Source organism: Ferroplasma sp., assembly GCF_031200575.1.
Lineage (GTDB): Archaea > Thermoplasmatota > Thermoplasmata > Thermoplasmatales > Thermoplasmataceae > Ferroplasma.
Genome location: NZ_CP133597.1, coordinates 983,650 through 1,006,664, shown reverse-complemented (window position 1 = coordinate 1,006,664; position 23,015 = coordinate 983,650). Strand labels below are relative to the sequence as shown.

Sequence of the window (23,015 nt, the reverse complement as noted above, 5' to 3'; positions counted from 1 at the left end):
TTATAACTCTTTATCAATAATGAAGAATATAGAACTATCCCTTATATTCAATGAAATGTATTATATGCTCAACACTGACGAAAAGGCGCGTTTTGAGGCACTCGCCTATCAGAGGGCAGCCAGATCCATTGAATCGATGCAGGATGACATTTCAGAAATTTATGAAAAAAGCGGGATCAATGGGCTGATGAAAATTCCCGGAATAGGAAAGGGACTCGCGGAGCATATTGAGGAATACCTAACCACCGGGAGAATAAAAAAATATGATGAATTAAAAAAGAGATTCCCCATAGATTTCAATGAATTTTCAGGAATAGAGGGATTCGGTCCCAAAAAGGCAATGATTTTATACGAAAAACTTGGAATTAAGAATATTTCTGACTTAAAAAAGGCAGCAGAGGAACATAAAATAAGGGATATTCCCGGGTTTGGAGAAAAAAGCGAGGCACTTATCCTGAAAAATATATCCATGGTTGCTGCCACAGGTTCCAGAATTTTGCTGGGAACTGGATTAAATGAGGCCAGAAAGATTGTGACATATCTTTTATCTCAAAAAAGTGTGTCCAGATGTGAGATTGCAGGTTCAACCAGAAGGATGAGGGAAACCGTGGGAGACATAGATATACTGGTTACATCCGAACAGCCCGGGAAGGTAATGGATTTATTCATAAAGTATGGAGGTGTTAAATCCACTGTTGTAAGGGGAGAAACAAAAACTACTGTTCTTCTGGACATCGGGACAACCTGTGACCTGCGTGTCATAAAACTGGAAAGCTTTGGATCTGCACTGCAATACTTTACCGGCAGTAAAGATCACAATATAAAGGTAAGAAAAATTGCAATAGACCATAATTATAAGCTGAATGAATATGGGTTATATTCCGGTGATAAAAATATAGTGGAAGGTAAGGATGAAATAGCCATATACGAAGAACTGGGCATGGATTATATCCCGCCAGAAATGCGGGAAGACCGTGGAGAGATAGACCTTGCATTATCACATAAAATCCCTTCATTGATTGAATTGCCAGATATAAAAGGTGATCTGCATCTTCATACCAGGGAAAGCGATGGAATGAACACCACAGATGAGATGATAGCAGCTGCCATGAAGAAGAACTATGAATACATGGCCATAACGAATCATTCAAAAAGCCTGAGAGTTGCTCATGGAATGAATGATGAACAGTTCATAGAATATTTTAAAAAGATAGATAGGATATCCAGTAAGTATAATATAAAAATTTTAAAGGGTGGAGAGGTCGACATATTGAAAGATGGAAGTCTGGATCTTAAGGACGATACATTGAAAGAAATGGACGTGGTTATAGCCTCTGTACATCTCGATACCAGCATGAACACTGAAGATATCACCGATAGGGTAATAAATGCAGTTAAAACAAATATGGTAAATGTTCTAGGACATCCCACCGGAAAATTGATAAACAAAAGGGAAGCTTTTCAGATTAACCTGGATGAGGTTGCAAAATACTGCAGCAAATATAAAACTGCAATGGAAATAAATGCCTCCCCTGAGCGTCTGGACCTGAACGATGAAAATATTCTCAGGACCTCCAGATACGGGATTTCTTACTCCATAAATACTGATTCTCATAATATATACGGTTATGATAATATGGAACTGGGAGTGGGCACAGCAAGAAGGGGATGGCTTACCAAAAATAATGTAATCAACACAATGAATTTAAAAGATTTAATAAAATTTCTAGAAAAATAATGTATATGTGGTGTTTACTGGCTTTCTTTCCATTCCTCTGCACCTTTCTTGGTGTAAAGCTCTTCTGTGAAATCCTTGTGTATAAATTGCTTTTTGAAACCGGAAAGTACGCCTAATGGATATACCAGTAATGTACATACCAGGAATGTTATCAGGGTCCCCTCCAGATATCCAAAGAATTGCGGGAATACGGCCGAGGTCAAACCATCGTGGCTTGTTGCCACCATGAATGTAACAAAGCCTATGAAAAAGACATACCAGAGAGCATTCTTTGCACCGATCTTTACCTTGGACCAGATGCCGAATATAACTGCTCCAGCCGCTATCAATATTACTGCATATGGTTCTGATGGCCAGCCTGTCCAGAAAACGATCAGCCCACTTGCGCCGGTTGCCAGTGGTGCAATGATATTCATTCCACGCACCATATCACCTTTTTTAGTAATGCCCTGCCTGCGGGACACGATAAGTGCTATAGGGGTGGCTATAAGTCCTATATAACCTGCAGCTGTGGCATCATCAATGAACGTATATATGCTGGGATCAGGTGCGGTAACAAATACAAGGAATGTACCCACTGCGGCAAATATGATCAGGGATACCAGGGGTATGCTATGTTTTGAATCTATTGATTTGAGGGATTTGCTTATATAACCAGACCTTCCCATGGAGAAAAGTACCCTGGTGCCACTTCCCAGATAAATATACCCGGTAACAAATGGTGCCAGGACCCCTGTGATAACTGCTGCGATAAATACATAGAGAACTCCACTCTGTTTACCCAGAATAAAGAATGGGTTATCGCCATGGAATGCCGGCGTTAGCTGGTTAAAATGCCCCGGAATAATTCCCAGCAGGCTCCAGTGAGTTCCCATTAGAACTGCAAATGCCACACTGATATATATGAGTGTTTCGAAGAGTATTACAAGGCCTATGGCCCTAGGAAGCTTATCGGTCATGTTGGTTTCCTCAGCCAGATCCGGTATTACCCTAATGGCCCCGAAATCATACATTGCATATGGCATTATGGCAAACAGCGCAGTGGGCCCGTAAGGGAAAAGTCCGTGGTACGCATAAAGATCCTTGTAGTCGAACACTATGAATATTAAACCAAGGGACATTGAAAGGTAGAAGAAGAGTTTAACCACGCCTGAGTAAAGCGATGCCTGCCCGAACTGCTTGACACCATAGTAGTTGAATGGTATCAGGGCAAGCATCAGTGCGAGCCCAATTCCTACACCGAGATATGTGGGGGCTCCTGTCACGGTAAGAAATACAGGATCAAAGTAGTTCAGGCCTGCAATAATTGCTATTACCTCAATTGGAGGTATAAATATATACCATATAATATCGGACAGCGCATTAATGATGTTTGTCCATCTTCCATGTGTATAAATAGTATATCTTGTAGGCCCTCCAGCCTCCGGATAAACCTTTGAAAGCTCCATATATGAAAATCCAATGGAGGAATATATTATGGCTCCCAGAACAAATGCCAGGATGGCCTCTGGCCCTGCCCCTGCCACCATTACCACCGTACCAAAAAGGGCACCATTGCCAAAAGACCCGACCAGTCCAATCATTAACATTTGATTAAATGTTAGATCCTTTTTTAATCGTGGTTTTCGCTTTTTAATAATATGTCTTTGAGTATTTATATCCTCAACCATGACTACATTATTTAGGTATTATATAAATATTTTGCCAGAAACCCTTTTATATCATAAGAGAGACATGAAATTTTTATTATAAAGCTTCAATCACTGATAAGAAAATCATCTGGAAACTGACATATTATAAAGAGTATAATCATTCGAATATACATCTATTCTGTAAATAACTCCAGTATAAATGTAGGGGGTGCTTAAATTGAAGGTTAGTTCATTGCCGGTAATGTTTTCCCTGGACCCTGAGATATTTGCAATTATAGTTTTCCCATAATCCCCGCATATTGTTATGTTTATCTGTTTTAGAGGATTATGGGAGGTATTATTGAAAGAGAGTTTATATGTATAATTTCCGGGCAGCAGATAGGTACTGTTTCCGGCATGTATATTGGATCCTTCAAGATCCAGTTCCTGGAAGCTGGTAAGTCCTTTATCAGGAAAAGGGCCAGTGATTATATTTCCTGTTACATTAAAGAGTGATCCACGATAATTGACAGAAAATGGACCTGTCAGTAGAGGAATGCCTCTATAATGATACTCCAGTGCGATAATTCCATAACCCTCTGCAATAATCCCATATGACCCGCTATTCATATATGCAGATGCCAGGCCTGAAAGGGATATATTGTTTCCATCATTCAAATAAGTCTGGCTATCGTTGAAATTGGCTATCAGATAGGTATAATTACTATCCATGGAAATGTTCCCATATGGGAATGCCGTGGCATTCATATCACTGTAAAAGAGTGGATAAAGGCTGTTTCCGGTAACAAGGGTTGCGTTCATATTCACATCCTTAGCAAGTGAATACATAAACTGGTTTTCACGTTCCATATACCCCCTTGAATCGTTGTATATGCTGTGTATGGCAGATGGCTCCAGGGACATGGGTGATATAGGTGATACAACTATAAATGATGCTATGGCGAATGCAGTTATGGCAATAAAAGTATTTCTGATATTCCGGAATTTAAAGCGTTTCCTACCTGTTCCATCTTGTTTCAATTCCATTAATTTTTCTATTCCAAATGATCCGGAAACAAATACTACCGGAATGAACATCATTGAATACTGGTAACCGATGAAATAATATGGTATGTACGATGACGTCATGGCATACGCTAGATAGGGGATTGCAGGCAGGAGACCTGCTGGCGAATCTATTGATGCAAAATCCACTGCCATAAAGGCCAGAAGAAGGAAGAGTATTTTAATTTCATAATTAGAGATAACATAATTTATGAACTTCACGGGATTATAAATTAGGGTTATTACCAGACCTTCGAGGCTTCTTGATGCAGCTCCAGATTCCCCACTAACAAAAAGAGAAACAGTTGTTGAATGGTTAATATCGCCCTTGACTATACCCGCTATGATATAATATATAATCAGTATGGCTATGCCCGATACTGAGAATATTGCCCATCTCCTTACATCCCGGGATTCCCTGTGGTTTTCCTTATACCACATTATAAATTCCATTATAACCATCATTATTACTATAAAGATGAAGGATGAATGAATAGAAGCTATCAATGCAAGAAATATAATATTAAGAAATAGCTTCCTCTGCAGAAAGAAATATACGGACATGAAATAAAAAAACGGAAGAAATACCATGATATGAAAATCAAAATATACAGGGCTTTCAGTGAGAGGGGAGAGCAGAAATGCAAGTGATATTATGAATGCATATAGCTCAGGTTTTTTTATTTTTCCTATTTTTTCTGCCCTTGAAAAAAGCACCAGCGAAAGATAATAAAGCGGCACCGCTGCAAAACTGATAAATATGGATTGTAGGACGAGTAGAGTATACGGGCTCGGATATAAATAAAAGAACGGGAGTATAGCAAACATGAGGGGGGAAAAATGTTCGGCCAGAAAACTTCCACCTGCAAGATTTGTATAGAACAACCTTCCATGAATTGCTGAATAAAATGCCTGTGAATATAATCCAAGATCCCATCCATAGGCATTTATTGTATATGCTTTCAAAATAGAATAATAGGAAAAGAGAATAGAAAACATACCGGAAAGTATGATAATAAGGATACTATATGTGGATCTGCCATGTGGCGGCCTGCTTATAGAATTTGATGTCTTCCCGGAATGCATTTAATTGGTCAGTATCTATTTATATATTTATTTTGCCGTATCGGCGAATATACGGGATTAAAACAGTATTGGTTAGATTCATAATATTGCTTCACAAAGCTTATTTATCTGATCCAGATTAATTTTTATAATCTAAATTCAGTAAACCGGCCTATTTTACGCATAATGAATCATGTAGATGATATGCGATATATTACATGATAATGGATAAGTTTTTATTGGGAATTTATATAACCATTTATTGAGTAGCATTACTGAATCATTCAGCTCCGGGGTAGGTTTTCAGTATTCGGCTGTGGCATCCATGTTTATATCATCGAGTCTCTTTTATTTTTTTATTGCCCATCTCTTACCGGTCAATATTGTAGGGTCTATTTCCCTGTTATACGCCATAATGAATATTATGGCCGTGGTATTCGTGTTCGGCCTTTCAAATGGAATCCAGCATTATATATCTTACCACCTGGTGCGTGAAAACCACCAGGCTATCATGAAACTAATGAAACAGACCATTGTATTTGCAGTGCTACTTGCATTATCTGCATTTATATTCATGTACATAGCCTCACCAGAAATTGCATCGTTGTTTTTCCACAGCACGGTATACATACTGTCAGTGAAACTTATAGGAATTGCCATTGCAGGATCTGTGATGATAAATATATTCGGGTCCATGCTTCTTGGCTTAAATCAGTATAAGAAGTATTCTATCATTTATATATTTATCAATATATTTACATATTTCTTCCCCTTATCCATGTTGTTTTTGACAGGTAAATCAGTATTCCTTATAGCAGGGCTGGGTGCCATTAATATCCTCAGCGCAATCTCATTCTTTGTTTTTGTATATCGGGCATATAGCAGGCTGGGCAACCTTACACGGAATGCACCAAGGGAGCCATACCGCAATCTCATTTACTACTCTGTACCATTATTCCTCTCATCCATTATGGGAACAAGTGCCACATATATAGATAGAATAGTTGTTTCATATTTTATCAATCTTTCATACCTCGGTATCTATAACTTTGCACTGATTATTGCATCAGCCGCAACTTTTCTTGTAGTTCCCGTATCAAATCTTCTTATCCCAAAGCTCTCAACATTCTTTTCACTGGATAATAAAGATGGCTTCAGGAGCAGTATCAGGATACTTTTAAACATAGTTTCTCTGATATATGTACCGGCGGCACTGGGTATAGCCGCCCTTTCGAGAATAATACTCTATGAATTCGCAGGTAGTGCATACACAGTTGCATATATACCACTTATGATTATCATGTTTATAACATCATTTTTCATAGGCACTGTTGTTCTATCTTCAGGAATTTCCAGCATTAGGAAAACTAAAATTTTTGTTTACTCTTCCGGATTATCACTCTCATCTAATATAGTGCTTTCTGTACTTTTGATTCCAGCCTTCAATATAATAGGTGCTGCCATTGCCTATTCATCCATGAATGCAGTGAATTTTGCCATAGTTTACCATTATGCAAGAAAATTTGGGGTTAATAATTATGATGTCCCAAGGATTATAAAGATATGGTTATCATCACTGATAATGTTTGGTGCCGTGTTTATAATACAGGGGATGTTTCCATACAGCATGCTAAATATATTCCTCTACATTATCCTTGGTGCCGGCATATATCTGCTGGAAATAAAGGCATTCCATCTAATCAGTTCCAGTGAAATGGACTATATACTTTCTGTAATACCGGACAGGTTCAGCACCATAAAATATATATTGAGAAATCTGGAGTACAGTGAGCATAAGGGTAGATATGATCGCCTATTCAGATTTATAAAATAATAAGGTTTATCTGTAAAAATTATTACTGTAAATAATCATGAGTAATGATGATGGCGTATATATCTCTGTGATAGTTTCAGATTATGACAGGAGGAAATATATTATAGATGCATTGGAATCTGTTCTAAATCAGTCACTTTCCCAGGAATATTATGAAATTATACTGGTCAAAAATTTTGAGGATGAAACAATAGATAGATATGCACTGGAACATGGTGTCAGGTCCATACTGAGCAGGGACAGCACATTATCAGGCAAGATATACGAGGGGACATCAAATGCAAAAGGAAATGTCATATGTTTCCTGGATGATGATGATATGTTCTATAAAAATAAGCTGGAGATTGTATATAATAAATTTAAAAACAGAAAACATTTGGTATATTTACATAATGGTTTTTCTGCAATTGATGTGGATGGTCACGGCATAGTTTATGAAAATGCAAATCCTGATTTTAATATGTCTTCAATCTCAGTAAGTTCAGGAATAATAAAAATGGATATGCTAAAAAAAGTTTCCAAAAGCATTGATACCCTGATGTATCTTTATGCCCTGGAATCTGGAAAGGATATAGAAATGGAAAGTAGGCCCCTAACCTACTACAGGGTATCGGAAAACAGTGTAACCCATTCTTTTAACAATGTTCAAACATTTACAGATTTTTCCATTAAATCTCTCAACCAGATACTGGAATCATATATGCAGATGGAACAAATGTTTAAATCCAGAAGGGCCCTTGCAATTTTAAGACACAGGAAAATATTCACCAGGGTAAGGATAAAACTTTTTGGTGGGCGTGGCCCAGGAATCGGAGATTATTTCCGGCTTATGATAACACCAACCACAGAATCCAGGGCATATGAATTCAAGGTAGTAATTTCATCAATTATGCTGAAAAATTATGCTATCAAAAAACTTTATGAAAATGAGATAAGGAAAAAGGAACTTGCCTAAACTTTCAAATTATGGCGACCGGAGAAACAGGAGATGCAGTGGCACCCATAAATGGCACCGGTGAACATATGAACATAAACTTGTAAATCCTGTCTTTCGCCAATCTGTGCAGGCTCAAATTATCTATTATGTGTATACCTGCCTTTGCTATCAGGTACTGATGGACCGGAAGCCTTGTATTTTTCGCCTCTGGTGGAACAACTTCAGATGATGGGGTATCGCTGCCTGTAAGTGAAATTCCGATTTCATCCATATATCTCGCAAGCCGGAATCCTATTCCTGGAGCCGAATCATAGAATTTATCGTATTCCTCAGGTTTGGAGAATAACACCGATGCACCGGTGTGGAAGAACATTGCATCGCCCGGTTCAGGGCTGATATTGTTATCCTTCAAAAATTTCTGAACATCAGATACCTCTATAGGGGTCCCACCATCAAGGAGGTCCGTACCTGCATATCCAGCAGCATCAATCATAATTCCCCTTGTTACAATGGGCCCGGCATTTTCTATGCCCATCTTCTTATATCCAGTATTGGTAATAACCTCCCTTACAGGGACATTATTGAAGAATTTGCCGTCGTATGCCATATGAGAAAGGGCATCAAGGTGTGTTCCAGTGTGGTCTGACATTTCAAGCCTACCAAGTGATGGGCCGTACCTGTTATCATATTTTTCAGTGAATCCACCATCGCAAGGGCGAAGTAAAATATCAAAAAAATAAGGACCATGTGTTGGCCGGTCTGCCATGCCGTTAAATAACTCATGTGACATTCTGTACACCTTCCCAGTTTGAGGGATTTTCAGTGCTTCTAACACCTTCCGGCTATCTATATAATTAAGGTTGCCCCTCTGATCATCATGCCCAAACCTGGAGGATAAATCAGAATCTGTGTTGTATAGCTTTTTATCCTGATTTTCGGATCTGTTTCTATTCATTATTATAGATATTAGGAGTGTATAAAATGGTGACGGTTTGGTACCTATACCAGGGACTTCCTTATTTGCACAAAATAATCCAGTGATGCTGGGTTTTTCAGTGATTCTCTATTGATAACAGTATTTGGGGACTCACCCTCTATTATCCTTGTAAGCGGAACCTCTATTTTCTTTCCATTCAACGTTTCCGGTATTTCAGGAACAGCCATAATAATATCCGGTACATGCCTGGGTGAGAGATCTTCCCTGATTTGTCTTCTGATTTTCTCCTCAAGTTTCTTATCCATTTTCATGTTGTCCTTGAGCTGAACAAAGAGGGCAATCCTGTAAACGTTTTTTCTGTTTCTGTATCCAATTACTATTGAATTTCTGATGCATTCCGTGCTTTCAAGGGCAGAATATATTTCGCCCGTTCCTATCCTTATGCCGTTGCGGTTCAGCACTGCATCCGACCTGCCATATATTACAATATTCCCATTTTTATGTATGGAGATAAAATCTCCATGCCTCCATACACCTGGAAAAAAACTGTAATAACTTTCATAATACCGCTTTTTCCCGGGGTCGTTCCAGAAAAAAACAGGCATATTCGGCATGGGTTTCATGATTGCCAGTTCTCCCTTTCTGCACAGTAGAGGATTTCCGTTTTCATCCAGTGATTCGACCATGGCACCCAGACCCCTGCACTGAATCATGCCGGAATAAACAGGAAGCGTTGGGGACCCAAGACAGATTGCAGAGCATAGGTCTGTTCCACCACTGAGTGAGGAGAGCCAGACTCTGTTTTTTATATGTGCATATACAAAATCAAATGCCTCTTCAGATAATGGGCTTCCTGTGGAACCTATAAATTCGAGTTTTTCAAGCTGGTGTTTTTCGCCTGGAAAATATCCCTGCTTCATTACAGATTCTATGTATGCAGCACTGACACCAAGATGGGTGATTTTAAATCTATCAGCTATTTTCCAGAGTATTGAAATGTCCGGATAATTGAGGCTCCCATCATACATAACAATTGTTGAACCCATAAGAAGGCCACTGGCCAGTACATTCCACATCATCCAGCCTGTTGTTGTTGCCCACGTAAAAATGCTATCACGGGAGATATTCATATGAAGCCCAAGAACCTTAAAATGTTCCAGTACAATACCACCATGCCCATGTACTATTGCCTTGGGTTTCCCGGTTGTACCTGACGAATACAGTATCCAGAGTGGATGTGAAAAATCAACAGGAACAGGCACAAACTCCCTGCTATTATCCGGTACATCACCCATATTTATAAAACCGCTTATTTCTTTATTTCCTGTTGAAATAGCAAGTTTCACGCCTGGAAGGGCTTTCAGGATTTCCGATGAATTTTCACCTCTTTCATATTTTTTACCGTTGTATGAATACTCCGGTGATACAATAAAAACAGATGGATCGATCTGAGTGAATCGTTCAATGACCCCTTTGACACCAAAGTCTGGTGAGCATGATGACCATATAGCACCTATGGAAGCTGACGCCAGGAAAGAGATTACAGCTTCCGGTGTATTGCCTATGTATGCACAAATCCGGTCTCCTGCACCGATTCCATGCTCCAAAAAGTAATAAGCCAGTGAAGAAACCCTTCTCCATAGTTCACTATAAGTAATCCTCAATTCCTCACCATACTCGTTATACCCTATAACTGCAATTTTATTCAGATTTCTGTTCCTGTAAACATAGTTTGCATAATTCAATCTGGACCCGGCAAACCATGTGGCATTTACATTTTCACCTCTGAGTGTGTAATCATATTTTCCAATGTTAATATCAAAAAATTCTGCCAGGAAAGCCCAGAAATTATCTATATTGTTTACAGACCATTCCCAGAGTTTGCTGTATTCCATTAAATTTTTGCCTGTTTTCTCAGTTATATACTGTGAGAAACGGTACATTATTGAATCTTCTATATATCGCTCATCTGGCCTCCAGAGAATACTATTTCTGGTATCCATAATGCTTCAACATAATTCTGTATAAATATCTTGTCCACGGGATTTTACTATGCTAGATAATATCATACATTTAAAATTAACGAAACATTAATATAAAAAGAAGCAAATAGGTTATTATGTACAGCGACAATGAACTCTTTAAGAAGATTAACCATATTGAGTTTTATGTTAGCAGTGGGAAAACGTGGTCATATTTCATGCAGAATGGTCTTGGATTGAATTTAAAGGCATATTCTGGGCTTGAAACAGGAAACAGGGAAAGATCTTCATTCCTGCTGAACCGTGGTGATATAAATCTTGTATTTACCAGTTCACTGAAGCCAGACTCTGACATAAATAAATCTGTAAGTGAGCATGGAGACGGTGTACGGGACATCTCCCTTGAGGTTGATGATCTGGATTTTACCAAAAAGCATCTTGAATCAAAGAATGTGAAGGTTTCTGCAATAAGAGAAGAAAGGGATGAAAATGGTAAAATAAGGAAGGCAGTAACAAAGACCTATGGAGATACAACACATACCCTTATAGAAAAGGGAGATTACAGGGGTTTCCTTCCAGGATACAGGGAGGTGGAATCAAATGTAAAGGATACCGGAATCTATAAAGTTGACCACGTTGTTGGCAATGTTTACGAGGGTGAGATGGACCAGTGGGTTAATTATTACATAAAAAATATGAATTTTAGCCAGCTCATCACATTTGATGACAAGATGATACGAACGGATTATTCAGCTTTGAGGTCCAAGGTTGTAAAGTATAACGATAACATAGTATTCCCCCTGAATGAACCTGCAAAGGGCTTAAAAAAATCACAGATTGAGGAATATCTTGATTATTACAATTCACAGGGAGTACAGCACATTGCACTGAAGACAGACAATATTATTGATACAGTCTCAAGGCTAAAGGACAACGGGATACAGTTCCTGGATACACCGGCATCCTATTATGACCATCTTACAGAAAGGGTTGGGGATGTCGATGAGGATATTGAAAAATTGAAAAAGCTCAATATACTGGTTGACCGGGATGAGGACGGATATTTACTCCAGATTTTCACAAAGCCACTGACAGACAGGCCGACAGTATTCTTTGAGATAATAGAAAGGAAGGGTGCAAAATCTTTTGGTGCGGGAAACTTTAAGGCTCTGTTTGAGTCTATAGAAAGGGAACAGGCACAGAGAGGGAACCTATGAAAATCTGCCTAATTGAATACATGGGTAAATATATTTACTGCATTTATAGCAATGGGAAATATTATAGCATAGCATCTATGCTTGGAGTGCTGGAGGAGGATCTTGAAAAGAATTTTTACAGCATGTACGGTGATATCATAGGAATAGTCCCACATGAGAAATCAGAAATCAAACCGGAAGTTATAAAATATGGGATTCCTATTCCAGGAATGCGATCAGTACGTGATTTCTATTCATTTGAGGATCATGTCAAGAACGCAAGAAAAAACAAGGGACTGGATATGATTCCTGAGTGGTATAAATTCCCTGTCTTTTATTTTTCATGCACGCCTAATATATACCCATCAGGGCAGGAAATTAAGTATCCTGAGAAGAGTAAGGCTTTTGATTATGAAATGGAGGTTGCAGCTGTTATAGGCAGCAGGGTTCAGGACTGCCACAGGGACTGTATGGACTCTATTTTCGGATTTATCATGATGAATGACTGGAGCCTCCGTGACATACAGAAGGAGGAAATGAAGGTTATGCTGGGTCCTGCCAAGGGAAAGGATTATGCCACATCATTCGGGCCCTTCCTGGTCACAAGAGATGAAATTCTCAGGGATAGCGAAAATGGAAAGATTAATATTGAGATGAGGGGATATGTAAATGGTAATCTGTATTCCAGCAATAATTTAAAAAACATATATTTCAGCTTTAATTCAATGCTGGAAAGAGCCTCAGAATCTGTACCATTGCTTCCAGGTGATGTAATCGGCAGCGGGACTTTCGGGACAGGCTGCCTTCTTGAGCTTGGAAAATATCCCTGGCTGAAGCCAGGCGATGAGGTAAAATTCGAATCCCCACAGCTGGGGACACTTATTAACAGGGTGGTATGAATGGTTTATTATGTAAAGAGGGGTATGGTGCCTGAACAGAGGCACACATATGATGATAGGGATCATATTCAGAAGGAGGAGCTATTCGGGCTCAATGCATTTGATGGGAGGTATTCTTTGCTTTACCATAAATTCGATCCCGCTGAAGTTGAAAGCACCGGGGTAGAATACAGGGAAAAACTATCTCCTGTGGATTTAATGGAACACAGGCATCTTCGTACCGGCGAACTCGGCAAACTGGATAACTTCTACACTGGTAGGCAGATCCTCTTCTTTAATAACTCCACAAGTACCGGGATAATAGATACAGATGCAAATACTGATGAGTATTTCAGGAATGCACTTTGTGATGAGGTATTTTTCGTACAATCCGGTTCCGGTGCAATTCAGTCGCCCTTTGGTATATTAAAATTTAGAGCAGGTGATTTTATTTACATACCGAAGGGTACAACATACAGGGCAATCATGAACGAACGATCATTTTTCTTTTTTACCATATCCACTGACCATATTGACATACCCAGGAGCTATATTAATAAATACGGACAGCTGAAAGAGGGAATGCCATATTATTCAAGGGATATACAGATACCGGAATTTGTTGAGCCAGAGGATAATAGAGGCGTATTCCGCGTAAGGGTTGATTATGGACAGTACTACCTTAATTTGATAAGGAATTATCCTGTATTCGACCTGGAGGGGTATGACGGTTATCTTTATCCTTTTTCTATAAACATAGATAAATTTGCCCCCATAGTGGGAAAACTCCACATGCCACCTCCTGTTCACACGGTATTTGAATCAGATCACTTTATGATCGGGGCATTTCTTCCCAGGCTTTTCGATTTCCATGAAAGATCGATTCCAGTGCCTTACTACCATAACAACATAGATTCTGATGAGCTTATATTCTATTCTTCCGGGAATTTCATGAGCAGGAAAGGCATAGGAGAAAAATCCATTACAATGCATGTCCATGGAATAATACACGGCCCGCAGCCAGGAGTGGTTGAAAAGAGCATCGGTGCCGAAAAAACTGACGAGGTCGCAATAATGGTTGAATCCTATAAATGGCTGCTGCCAACAGAAAAGGCTGAATCCATAAAGGACAAAAATTACCAGTATTCCTGGAAATCCGGGAAATAATTAATTATAAAAATTCTTAAATTTTGTTATTTTTTGTCTGAGAGTCCCAGCCAGAAATTCTTCTCAAGTTCAAGTATGCCCTTCGCACTCTCTATAAATTTATCCTTCTGGTCATTGCTATGCACACCGATGACGTTCTCCATGGCATCTTCATGAGTGGATTCGAGTTCCCTGTGGAATGTAAAGTACAGCATGTCCATATCCTTATATTTTCTTTCTTTCATTATTTTCAATCCAGGTAACAGTTTATCCCACATAGGTATGGCCATATTTTCAAGGGCGAATTCAGCTCCAAGGGCATTGGCATGATCAGATGAAAAATATTCACGCATCCCGTCAAGCCACGCTTTTGTGGTTGGAAGCTGTGTTCTCTTTACCAGATCTTCCGGCTTAAGCCCAATAGACCGAAGATATCTTCTGTATAAAAGTTCATGCCTCTTACCGGAATCTCCGCTTCCAAGCTCTGATACCAGTATGCCTGTTAGTTCATAGGCATCGTTTTCATTTTCCGTGCTGACAAGCAATTTGGCAAGAATTTCAGGCCATTCCCTTGTAAAGTGATAGAACTCAATTGAAAACCTGATAAACTCATCATCAGAAATTTCCCCTCTGGCGAATCTGTTTATGAAGTCATTATCAGTGGCCTCGTGTCCCTTTACAACTTTCTTTATTTCTCCATAAAAATCCGATTGCTGCATAATTACTAATATAACAAAGAATATTTAACCTTTTTGAAATTTACATATGGACAGGATAACTTAAAATAGATTGCTTATTCTATTGCATAGTAAACTATTATTTATTTGAAATAATATGCTTTATGCATTTCCATGGTATATATTTATCCAATGCGTTAAGGTTACTGTATTCTTTCCATAAATAGAGAATTCCTGGCATAAAATACGTAAGAACCAGGAATTGGAAAAAGAAATAGGTAGCTCCTGGTATAAAAATAGTGGTGATTTCTGTATTAGGACATCCCGTATATTTTCAGCACTGCTTTTAAATCCCTTAGTGCAGTTTCTGGAGGGAATGGAACTGGAGTGTCGTGCTGTACGCTTCTTGCGAATTCCCCTATTTCTTTCTCATACACATCATATTTTTTTATATTGCGTTTCTTTCCGTTAAGGATCAGGTCACCGTAGACTGTCCTGACCGGCGTATCAATTCCCCAATCTGTTCTTGATGCTGGATCTTCATATAAAGATCCATTATCTCCTATAACCTCAAAGGCCGGAACTACCGGTGGGTCCCTGTATGCCCACGTATAGAAGAACATGCCTGTACTTCCATTTTTGAATTTAAAAATTGCGGTAGTGGTGTCCTCCCCTTGAAGTGAAGAACCGCCATGCCTGCTGATTCCATCTACGCTGTCATAATCTCCTCCAAAATTCAGGAGAGTATCGATAAAATGGATTCCGCCGTCAATGAGCGACCCGCCCCCCATGTCCCCGCTTTTTGTTCTCCAGCCCCTATGTGTATAATACCTCTGATCCCTGACAACAATTGATACTGGATTGCCTATATCCCCTCTTTTGATTATTTTTACAGCTTCCCTTACAGATGGGTCAAAATAGTACTGGTCTGCAACCATAAATTTTACATTGAATTTCCTGGAAGCAGTGATCAGATCCTCAGCGTCTTTTATAGACGTGGCAATAGGTTTCTCAAGGAGAACATTGCTACCCATTTCCATGGCCTTCATTGCCATTTCCCGGTGAAGGTAATGAGGTACTATTAAATCAACAATATCGAACCTATCATTAAGCGCCTCATCATAGCTGCTGTACACTGAACTTATTTTGAATTTTTCCCGGGATTTTTCTATGACCTCGGGTTTTCTCTCAACTATGCTGATGTCCATATTTTTTATTGCAGACAGATGCATCTGTCCAAAGTTATTCACACCCACAACCAGAATTCTCATAAATAATTGAAAGGCTTTTTATTAGTTATGCTTTTCTATTGAACCAGCATTCTAACGTATATAACCTATTGGGCTACGCCTTAGGAGTTAAAATAAACCTAAAATAAGTATATCTCTGCTAATAATACTTAAAGAGAGCCTGTTAGTTTGAACTGTGCCTGGAAGCTATTGAATCCTCATAATATTTTGCCTCCATTGCATCCATTTTTTTCATGTCCTCTGGGTTTATCCTTATTTCTGTACTGGCTATATTTTCTTTCATGTGGGTCCCGTTAGTTGCCTTTGGAATCGGAAATACATTATCCTTATTCATTAACCATGCCAGTGCCATCTGCGAGGCTGTAGCGCCATAATGGGTGCCAATTTTGGACAGTTCGTCTATCATTGTCTTTTTAGAGAATATTTTTCCGTGTGATAGTGGACTGTAGGCAATCACAGCAATTTTATTACTCCTGCAGAAATCATAAATACCGGAACGTTCTATATCTCTGGTAACCATACTGTATTCAACCTGGTTGGATGCGATCTTATATTTATTCATACTTTCCATTGCTTCCTTAGTCTGATCTACAGAAAAATTACTTATACCGATATAGCGTATCTTACCCTGGTCTTTCAGCTCCTCCATGGCCTTCATGGTTTCGCCTATTGGAATGGTCCTGCTGGGCCAGTGTAACTGGTATAGATCTATATAATCGGTTTCCAGTTTTTTGAGGCTATCATTACATGATTTTATAACAGCATCATGGCTGAAATGATCTGGCCATACCTTGGTTGCAATGAAAAGTCCTGACCTGTCATATCCCTTTATAGCTCTGGCAACCACGGGCTCGGTACCATACATTTCTGCTGTGTCAATAAAATTAATTCCATTGTCTATGGCAAATTTTATTGAGTCCACATTTTCTTTTACGTTATTCCCTATATCCCATGTCCCTATTCCCAAAGCTGACAACTTTTGTTCGGTATTCCCGAATTCCTTAAAATTCATGATATAATATTATTGCCTTTACTAAATAGTTTCTGGCGTTACCAGCACTACAGAATAGTAATATTATGTGATCAATAAATTTACTGTGGGGTAAATTATATTTTTCTATTTTGCCAATATGAACAAAATACATTATGCAGGATAATGAGATAATGTAATTCTTTTGCTGTAAATTTAAAATGACTCTTTGCAATATCATAATGAGGTAAACAAAATGACAAATGCAAAGAGTCAATTAATAAGTATAGAAGAACTAATAAAGCTTTTCATAAATGATAGAAAAGAGGGAAAGAAAGAATTGATTACATGGTTTTTAAACAATGTAATGGATCAGGAGGCCATTGAACAATTAAATGCTGATAAATATGAAAGGAACAATAAAAGAACAGGATACAGGAATGGTTACAAGAAGAGAAAATTAAAGACATTAGATGGAGAACTAATATTAGACAAGCCTGATATAAGGTCAGGATCTTTTACAACTAAGGTATTTGACAAATACTCCACTGTTGAAAAGGCTTTAAACTCTGTAATAGTTGAGTCATATATTAATGGGATATCAACCAGGTCTGTTAACAGTATAATAAGTAATCTAGGTATAAATGTATCGCCTGAGTATGTATCATCACTGAATAAGGATCTTGATGCCAAGGTTAAGGAATTCTTAGAAACAGGGATAGATGATAAAATAAAATACCTGTACATAGATGCTACATACTTTAAGGTAAGGGAAAACAGCAAATATAAATCAATGGCATTATACACATCAATAGGTGTAAACAGCAATGGAATAAGGCAGCTCCTATCAATGGACATATACAATTCAGAGGACGGGATGGACTGGAATAATTTCTTCTTTAAACTCAAGGAAAGGGGATTGACAGGAGTACAACTGGTAATATCAGATGGCCATAAGGGGATAATGAATGCAGTTAAAGAGTCATTTCCAGGATCATTATGGCAGTACTGCCATTTCCATTTCCTTAAGAATTTAAGAAAGACCATGGGAAAGGAACAGTGGAAGAATATATCAAAAATAGTGTCAGAGGCATTAATGGATGAATCACTGTTTAATATAGCAATAGCTCGAATAGAGGAAATGAATCTTGATAAATCCATTGACATGTTCTATAAATGGTATGATTCATTATATTCATACATATCATTCCCTGGAGAACATAGCAGGAAACTTCATACAAACAATGTAACAGAGAGATTCAATAGGGAATTGAAGAGAAGGACAAGAAATATAGGTGCATTTCCCAATAGTGATTCATTGATGAGATTGGTTGTTTCAATAGCAATGGACATCAATGAGGAATGGCTGTTAAGGAAATACATAAATATGGAGGTTGATTAAGGATAATGGTAAAGAGTCATTTGAATTTACAGTAAACATATTACATTATCGATAATGATCTTATAATAGCTTTAATATTAGTTTACTATATTATTTTCTATGGATGCTGTAGAGTTGCTGATGATAGACCATTCTGCTCTGAGAATTAAATCTGAAGACCATGAAATTATTAATATGATGGAATTCAGGATATTTCTCATGGACATACATGTAGGCATAGAAGAAAAAATAGTATTTCCTGAACTGCTGACACTTGGAGACTATGAAACAAAAAAATCGATAGATGGCATGATCGCTGATCATAAACTCCTGGATAAACTGTACACAAATCTTATGAAATGGAAATCCGGAGAAAATCCTCTATATGAAGAAAGAGTTCCGCTTTTTTATAAAACGCTTACATTTCACAATTCCCGGGAAGAAAAGCTGGTCTTTCCTTTATGGAAAAAACTTGAACCAGAGATAGCTGAAAATGATATAAAAGCAGCCCTGGAAATTATAGAATCCTCTGGGATAGACATATATATGAGGGAAACAGGAATATCAGATGATATGATAAAATATATAAAGCAATAATTTATAAAAATAGTACATTATCATTACATTATCTGAATTTATATACAGTATATAGTTATATATTAATTATAGTGGAAATTATTAACTATTGTCATGCAATTTTTATAAAATAAATGGTGAATAAATGGAAATAAAATTTATGGGAAACTGGTCTTCGCATATAGAGGCCGGAAGAAGGAATGTATCCATAATTATTGATAGGCAGATATTACTTGATTGCGGCCCACATACAATTGAGTCTATGCTGGAATCAGGAATAGACCCGGGAAAACTTGATAAGATTTTGATAAGCCACATGCATCTGGATCATTTTGGTGGACTTCCCGAAATTCTGTGGTATAGGGGGTCAAGAAACATAAAGGATGAATTAACAATCATAGGTCCTCCTGGAATCAAAAAGAATACTCAAAGAATACTCCAGCTTTATAATACACCTGATAATGAGAAATTCAGGATAACTGCTAATTATGTGGAAATCAATGACGGTAGAGAGGTTTATGAACTAAAGGCAAAATTCATAGAGAAGAGTGAACAGGATTATATAGAAACCTTCCCTGGATATCATGCTATTCCAGATAACATGTACAGAATTGAATACCAGGGCCATATTATTGCATATACAGGAGATACTGCCTATAATGAAAATATAGCAAAAGTGGGTGAATATGCGGATCTGTTCTTCCATGAAATGACTTACCCTGATAATGATTACAAAATTGCAGAATTCTGGAAACATTCTACATACTCCTCTGCAATGAAGGGATTCAGGGAAAGCCATGCTAAAAAACTGGTGCCAATCCATCTGACAAACGAGACACTTGGAATTCTCGCAGCACGTAAAGAGGATGATATAATAATGCCTTTTCAGGACGTAGTACTATAGATTTTGAATTAAGCCACATTCAACTCATTGATCAGGAAGCAACATAAATGAAAGGAGATCACGAATTTTTATTTATCAACTTTTCGGGTAAGTTTATCCAGTTCCTGAAAATCAAGATTAATTGAATCCTCACTTCTGGTTCTGTATGACTTCGCAATTACCATATAATATTCTTTGTTGCTTCTAAAATCAACTGATATAGACTTATATTTTAAGTTGTGATAGATCTGAATACCGTCTACATTATCTGAAAATTTGCATTCTATAAAGCAAATGCCTCCGGTCTCCTCATTCACAGCAACTGCGTCTATTTCAACATCCTTTTTCCAGAATCTTTTAACACCTCTATGGATAAATAGGAGTTTTATAATGCCAGATCTTATCATCTCAATAACTATTTTTCCAAAAGCATGCCTGTAATAATTATTCAAATCATTTTTGATTACACCCATTATACTGTCTGTTTGATCTATCTCGAGCACTGATAAATTCGGATAAACAAACCTATGATAAAAGTTCAGAAAATAGTACTTTATTTCATATACCCCCTACGTTCCATGTTCATGGGGAATACATAATCAACGAGGCGTAAAGAAATAAGTGTTTCAAGGTATCCTGAAATGTTCCCCTTATCCATATGTATCGCATTTTCCCGCCTGTCATGTGTGTTATAACCCATCGATATATACATCAGAATAAGTTCATAAACACGTGGCTCTCTAAACTCTTCCTTGAGAAGTATTTTCGGTTCTTCATATAATATTTCACGTTTTGTCATTATCTTGCTTATTATATTGTCCTCAACACTCATATTATTATCAACAAGAGAAAGATAAAACGGAAAACCTCCGAATATGGAGTATAACTTTATCAGTTCCTCAAAATTGTGGTTATAAAAATGTCTGGCCTCCCCGATCCCAAATGTTGAAAGCCTAAGACTGCCGGTTATTCTTCAATATAAGGGTGATTATAACTCAATAGCTCATCCATCATGCTGATACTCGAACCTGACAGTAATATATATAGCAACGATTTATCCATCAATTCATCATATATTTTTTGAACTACTGAAACAATACCCGGCATTAATCCCAGTAAATTAGGAAATTCATCAAGTACAATAATTATTTTTTCTGATTTGATTTCGTTGATAAAATATCTAAACATGTTATAAAATCGGCTTGCAGGTCAGCGAAATAGGCTTTTCTGGTTATAGATGCAAACTCTAACTTCAATTCATCAATATTTTTATTAATACTGTCCTGTGTATATAAATGGTATATATGTCTTTTATTCTCAATAAATTTTTTTTATTAAGTCATTGTTTCCAATTCATCGCCTTCCATAAATAATTATCATCTATTTTCTGATTTCCTGGAATTTGCTTTCAAGTACTTTCAATTCCTGAGTTCCGTCAATAAATTGTTGTAACATAATTATCATAATTTGTTTACAACCTAATATTTAAAAGGTTGTGTACCATATTTTGTGTAAATATAATTCCCATGTTAATAAGAAATGATCATTAAATAACAGGGAGAAATACCTCTTTTGAACAAAAAGGAGGTAATAAAATATTGAATATGACAATATAAACATATCGAATGTAGAAGATATAATAGAACAGACAGTTAAAGAAAAGCTGGAAGCACTTATGAGAATAGAGCATGACCAATATTTAGAGGAGAATCCAGGAATAAAGAATTGCTTCTATAAAAGGAATTTAAAGACCAAACACGGTGAATTAAAGGAATTATCAGTGCCAAGGAACAGGGATAATACATTCCACAGTGCAGTAATAGATAATAACAGGGTAGGCCTTGAGGAACTGATAACCTCAATGTACTCAAATGGAGTATCCACAAGGCGAATATCTGCCATATTGAAGGATGTATTGAATAACAGGTATTCTCCATCATCAATATCCAGAATAACAGACCTGGCATCGGAAGAAGTAAATTAGTTTGTAAATAGAAAGCTTGACAAAAGGTACATAGCTGTAATGCTGGATGGATTGTTCTTCTATCTGAGAAGGGAAACTGTGGACATGGAGCCTGTAATATTTGCATTAGGTATTAAGGAATCAGGAGAGTATGAGATATTGGGATTCTATTTAACCATAAAGGAATCACATAATAACTACAAGGATGTATTAGAGGATCTGTACAGAAGGGGATTGAAGGAATCATTACTGTTCATAGCAGATGGCATTACAGATTTAGATGAGGAGGTAATGAAGATATATCCTGGAAGTGATTTCCAGCTATGCACAATACACTATGCAAGGGGATTGAAATCCAAGGTAAAGGAAAAGGATATGGAAATAATAGAGGATGCAAATAAAATGTTTAAATACGGCAATAAGCAGGAGGCAATAGCAAGATTCAATGAAATTAAGGATAAGTGGAATGGCAGATATCCCAATGTAATATACAATACTGAGAGAAAGCTGGGGCAGTTATTGAGATTCTATGATTATCCTTCCAAAATAAGGAATTCGCTTAAATCTACAAATGAGATAGAGAGATTGAATGGTGAGATAAGAAGGAGGGTAAAGGTAATATCATCATTCCCTGACGAGGACTCTGCAATGAAGATGTTTTATTTGAAGTCAATAGAGTTCAATTCAAAGCATGCATTCAGGAAGATGAGAGATGCTATAAATGCAATGATGAGATTAAGGAGATGTTCAACAAGAGGTACCCTTTATAAATACACAGAATATGGTACACGATCTTTAAAATATGCTATCAAATAAATATAATATAAAGTAGATTTCCTTATAGGTATCCATTCAGCAGATATTCTGGCACCCTCCTAAAATTATTTGAAAGTCTTATGCAGTATA

Annotated in this window: 18 protein-coding genes and 1 pseudogene; 10 read left to right on the top strand and 9 right to left on the bottom strand. The window is 37.5% G+C overall.

What is annotated here, in order from left to right:
* Positions 1-19 precede the first annotated feature (19 nt).
* Entirely contained in the window at positions 20-1,738 is a 1,719-nt protein-coding gene (polX, locus tag RE471_RS05605; protein ID WP_309213818.1) for a DNA polymerase/3'-5' exonuclease PolX, read from the top strand.
* A gap of 14 nt (positions 1,739-1,752) precedes the next feature.
* Here the strand turns inward: polX and RE471_RS05600 are convergent, their stop codons facing one another.
* Together RE471_RS05600 and RE471_RS05595 are read right to left on the bottom strand one after the other, a co-directional pair.
* A complete protein-coding gene (locus RE471_RS05600) occupies positions 1,753-3,327 on the bottom strand; it encodes an APC family permease (RefSeq protein ID WP_309213817.1) in 1,575 nt (524 codons plus the stop codon).
* Between the two features lie 186 nt (positions 3,328-3,513).
* On the bottom strand, positions 3,514-5,520 hold the full coding sequence (locus RE471_RS05595) for a DUF2079 domain-containing protein (RefSeq protein WP_309213815.1): 2,007 nt from the start codon (positions 5,518-5,520) through the stop codon (positions 3,514-3,516).
* Positions 5,521-5,761: 241 nt separating this feature from the next.
* Between RE471_RS05595 and RE471_RS05590 the strand changes: the two genes are divergently transcribed.
* Both RE471_RS05590 and RE471_RS05585 read left to right on the top strand, forming a co-directional pair.
* Positions 5,762-7,333, top strand: coding sequence for a polysaccharide biosynthesis C-terminal domain-containing protein (locus RE471_RS05590; RefSeq protein WP_309213814.1), 1,572 nt, complete (start codon positions 5,762-5,764; stop codon positions 7,331-7,333).
* 37 nt (positions 7,334-7,370) lie between these two features.
* Positions 7,371-8,288, top strand: a complete 918-nt coding sequence (locus RE471_RS05585) for a glycosyltransferase family 2 protein (RefSeq protein ID WP_309213813.1) — start codon at positions 7,371-7,373, stop codon at positions 8,286-8,288.
* A 4-nt stretch (positions 8,289-8,292) separates the two neighbouring features.
* On the opposite strand, the gene RE471_RS05580 is transcribed toward RE471_RS05585, so the two are convergent.
* Together RE471_RS05580 and RE471_RS05575 are read right to left on the bottom strand one after the other, a co-directional pair.
* On the bottom strand, positions 8,293-9,225 hold the full coding sequence (locus tag RE471_RS05580; RefSeq protein WP_309213812.1) for a cyclase family protein: 933 nt from the start codon (positions 9,223-9,225) through the stop codon (positions 8,293-8,295).
* A gap of 44 nt (positions 9,226-9,269) precedes the next feature.
* Positions 9,270-11,210, bottom strand: a complete 1,941-nt coding sequence (locus RE471_RS05575; protein ID WP_309213811.1) for an acetoacetate--CoA ligase — start codon at positions 11,208-11,210, stop codon at positions 9,270-9,272.
* 116 nt (positions 11,211-11,326) lie between these two features.
* Here RE471_RS05575 and hppD point away from each other — a divergent pair, with 116 nt between their 5' ends.
* Genes hppD through RE471_RS05560 form a run of 3 tightly spaced genes read left to right on the top strand, consistent with a single transcriptional unit; the run spans position 11,327 to position 14,430 of the window.
* On the top strand, positions 11,327-12,406 hold the full coding sequence (hppD, locus tag RE471_RS05570; RefSeq protein WP_309213810.1) for a 4-hydroxyphenylpyruvate dioxygenase: 1,080 nt from the start codon (positions 11,327-11,329) through the stop codon (positions 12,404-12,406).
* Positions 12,403-13,284: a fumarylacetoacetate hydrolase family protein gene (locus RE471_RS05565; RefSeq protein ID WP_309213809.1), complete on the top strand. Its 882-nt coding sequence runs from the start codon at positions 12,403-12,405 to the stop codon at positions 13,282-13,284. The genes hppD and RE471_RS05565 overlap by 4 nt, the downstream gene beginning before the upstream one ends.
* The gene (locus tag RE471_RS05560; protein WP_309213807.1) at positions 13,285-14,430 is read left to right on the top strand and encodes a homogentisate 1,2-dioxygenase; all 1,146 of its coding nucleotides are present in this window, start codon (positions 13,285-13,287) and stop codon (positions 14,428-14,430) included.
* 26 nt (positions 14,431-14,456) lie between these two features.
* Here the strand turns inward: RE471_RS05560 and RE471_RS05555 are convergent, their stop codons facing one another.
* From RE471_RS05555 to RE471_RS05545, 3 genes are all read right to left on the bottom strand, one after another.
* Positions 14,457-15,128 carry an iron-containing redox enzyme family protein gene (locus RE471_RS05555; protein ID WP_309213806.1) on the bottom strand — a complete coding sequence of 224 codons (672 nt, stop codon included), beginning with the start codon at positions 15,126-15,128 and terminating at the stop codon, positions 14,457-14,459.
* Positions 15,129-15,400: 272 nt separating this feature from the next.
* A complete protein-coding gene (locus tag RE471_RS05550; RefSeq protein WP_309213805.1) occupies positions 15,401-16,357 on the bottom strand; it encodes a Gfo/Idh/MocA family oxidoreductase in 957 nt (318 codons plus the stop codon).
* 142 nt (positions 16,358-16,499) lie between these two features.
* Positions 16,500-17,348, bottom strand: a complete 849-nt coding sequence (locus RE471_RS05545; RefSeq protein ID WP_309213804.1) for an aldo/keto reductase — start codon at positions 17,346-17,348, stop codon at positions 16,500-16,502.
* Between the two features lie 214 nt (positions 17,349-17,562).
* On the opposite strand from RE471_RS05545, the gene RE471_RS05540 reads away from it, so the two are divergent.
* The 3 genes from RE471_RS05540 (at position 17,563) to RE471_RS05530 (ending at position 20,167) form a co-directional block, all read left to right on the top strand.
* A complete protein-coding gene (locus tag RE471_RS05540; protein ID WP_309213803.1) occupies positions 17,563-18,708 on the top strand; it encodes an IS256 family transposase in 1,146 nt (381 codons plus the stop codon).
* Positions 18,709-18,807: 99 nt separating this feature from the next.
* Positions 18,808-19,284 (top strand): hemerythrin domain-containing protein, encoded by a 477-nt coding sequence (locus tag RE471_RS05535; RefSeq protein WP_309213802.1) that lies wholly within the window; start codon positions 18,808-18,810, stop codon positions 19,282-19,284.
* A gap of 124 nt (positions 19,285-19,408) precedes the next feature.
* On the top strand, positions 19,409-20,167 hold the full coding sequence (locus tag RE471_RS05530) for a ribonuclease Z (RefSeq protein ID WP_309213801.1): 759 nt from the start codon (positions 19,409-19,411) through the stop codon (positions 20,165-20,167).
* A gap of 68 nt (positions 20,168-20,235) precedes the next feature.
* Here RE471_RS05530 and RE471_RS05525 read toward each other — a convergent pair whose 3' ends face one another.
* Both RE471_RS05525 and RE471_RS05520 read right to left on the bottom strand, forming a co-directional pair.
* Positions 20,236-20,688, bottom strand: coding sequence for a DUF234 domain-containing protein (locus RE471_RS05525; RefSeq protein WP_309215742.1), 453 nt, complete (start codon positions 20,686-20,688; stop codon positions 20,236-20,238).
* An 11-nt stretch (positions 20,689-20,699) separates the two neighbouring features.
* Positions 20,700-20,978 carry a hypothetical protein gene (locus RE471_RS05520; protein WP_309213800.1) on the bottom strand — a complete coding sequence of 93 codons (279 nt, stop codon included), beginning with the start codon at positions 20,976-20,978 and terminating at the stop codon, positions 20,700-20,702.
* Positions 20,979-21,743: 765 nt separating this feature from the next.
* On the opposite strand from RE471_RS05520, the pseudogene RE471_RS05515 reads away from it, so the two are divergent.
* Positions 21,744-22,879 (top strand): annotated as a pseudogene (locus RE471_RS05515) (IS256 family transposase).
* The last annotated feature ends 136 nt before the right edge of the window (positions 22,880-23,015 follow it).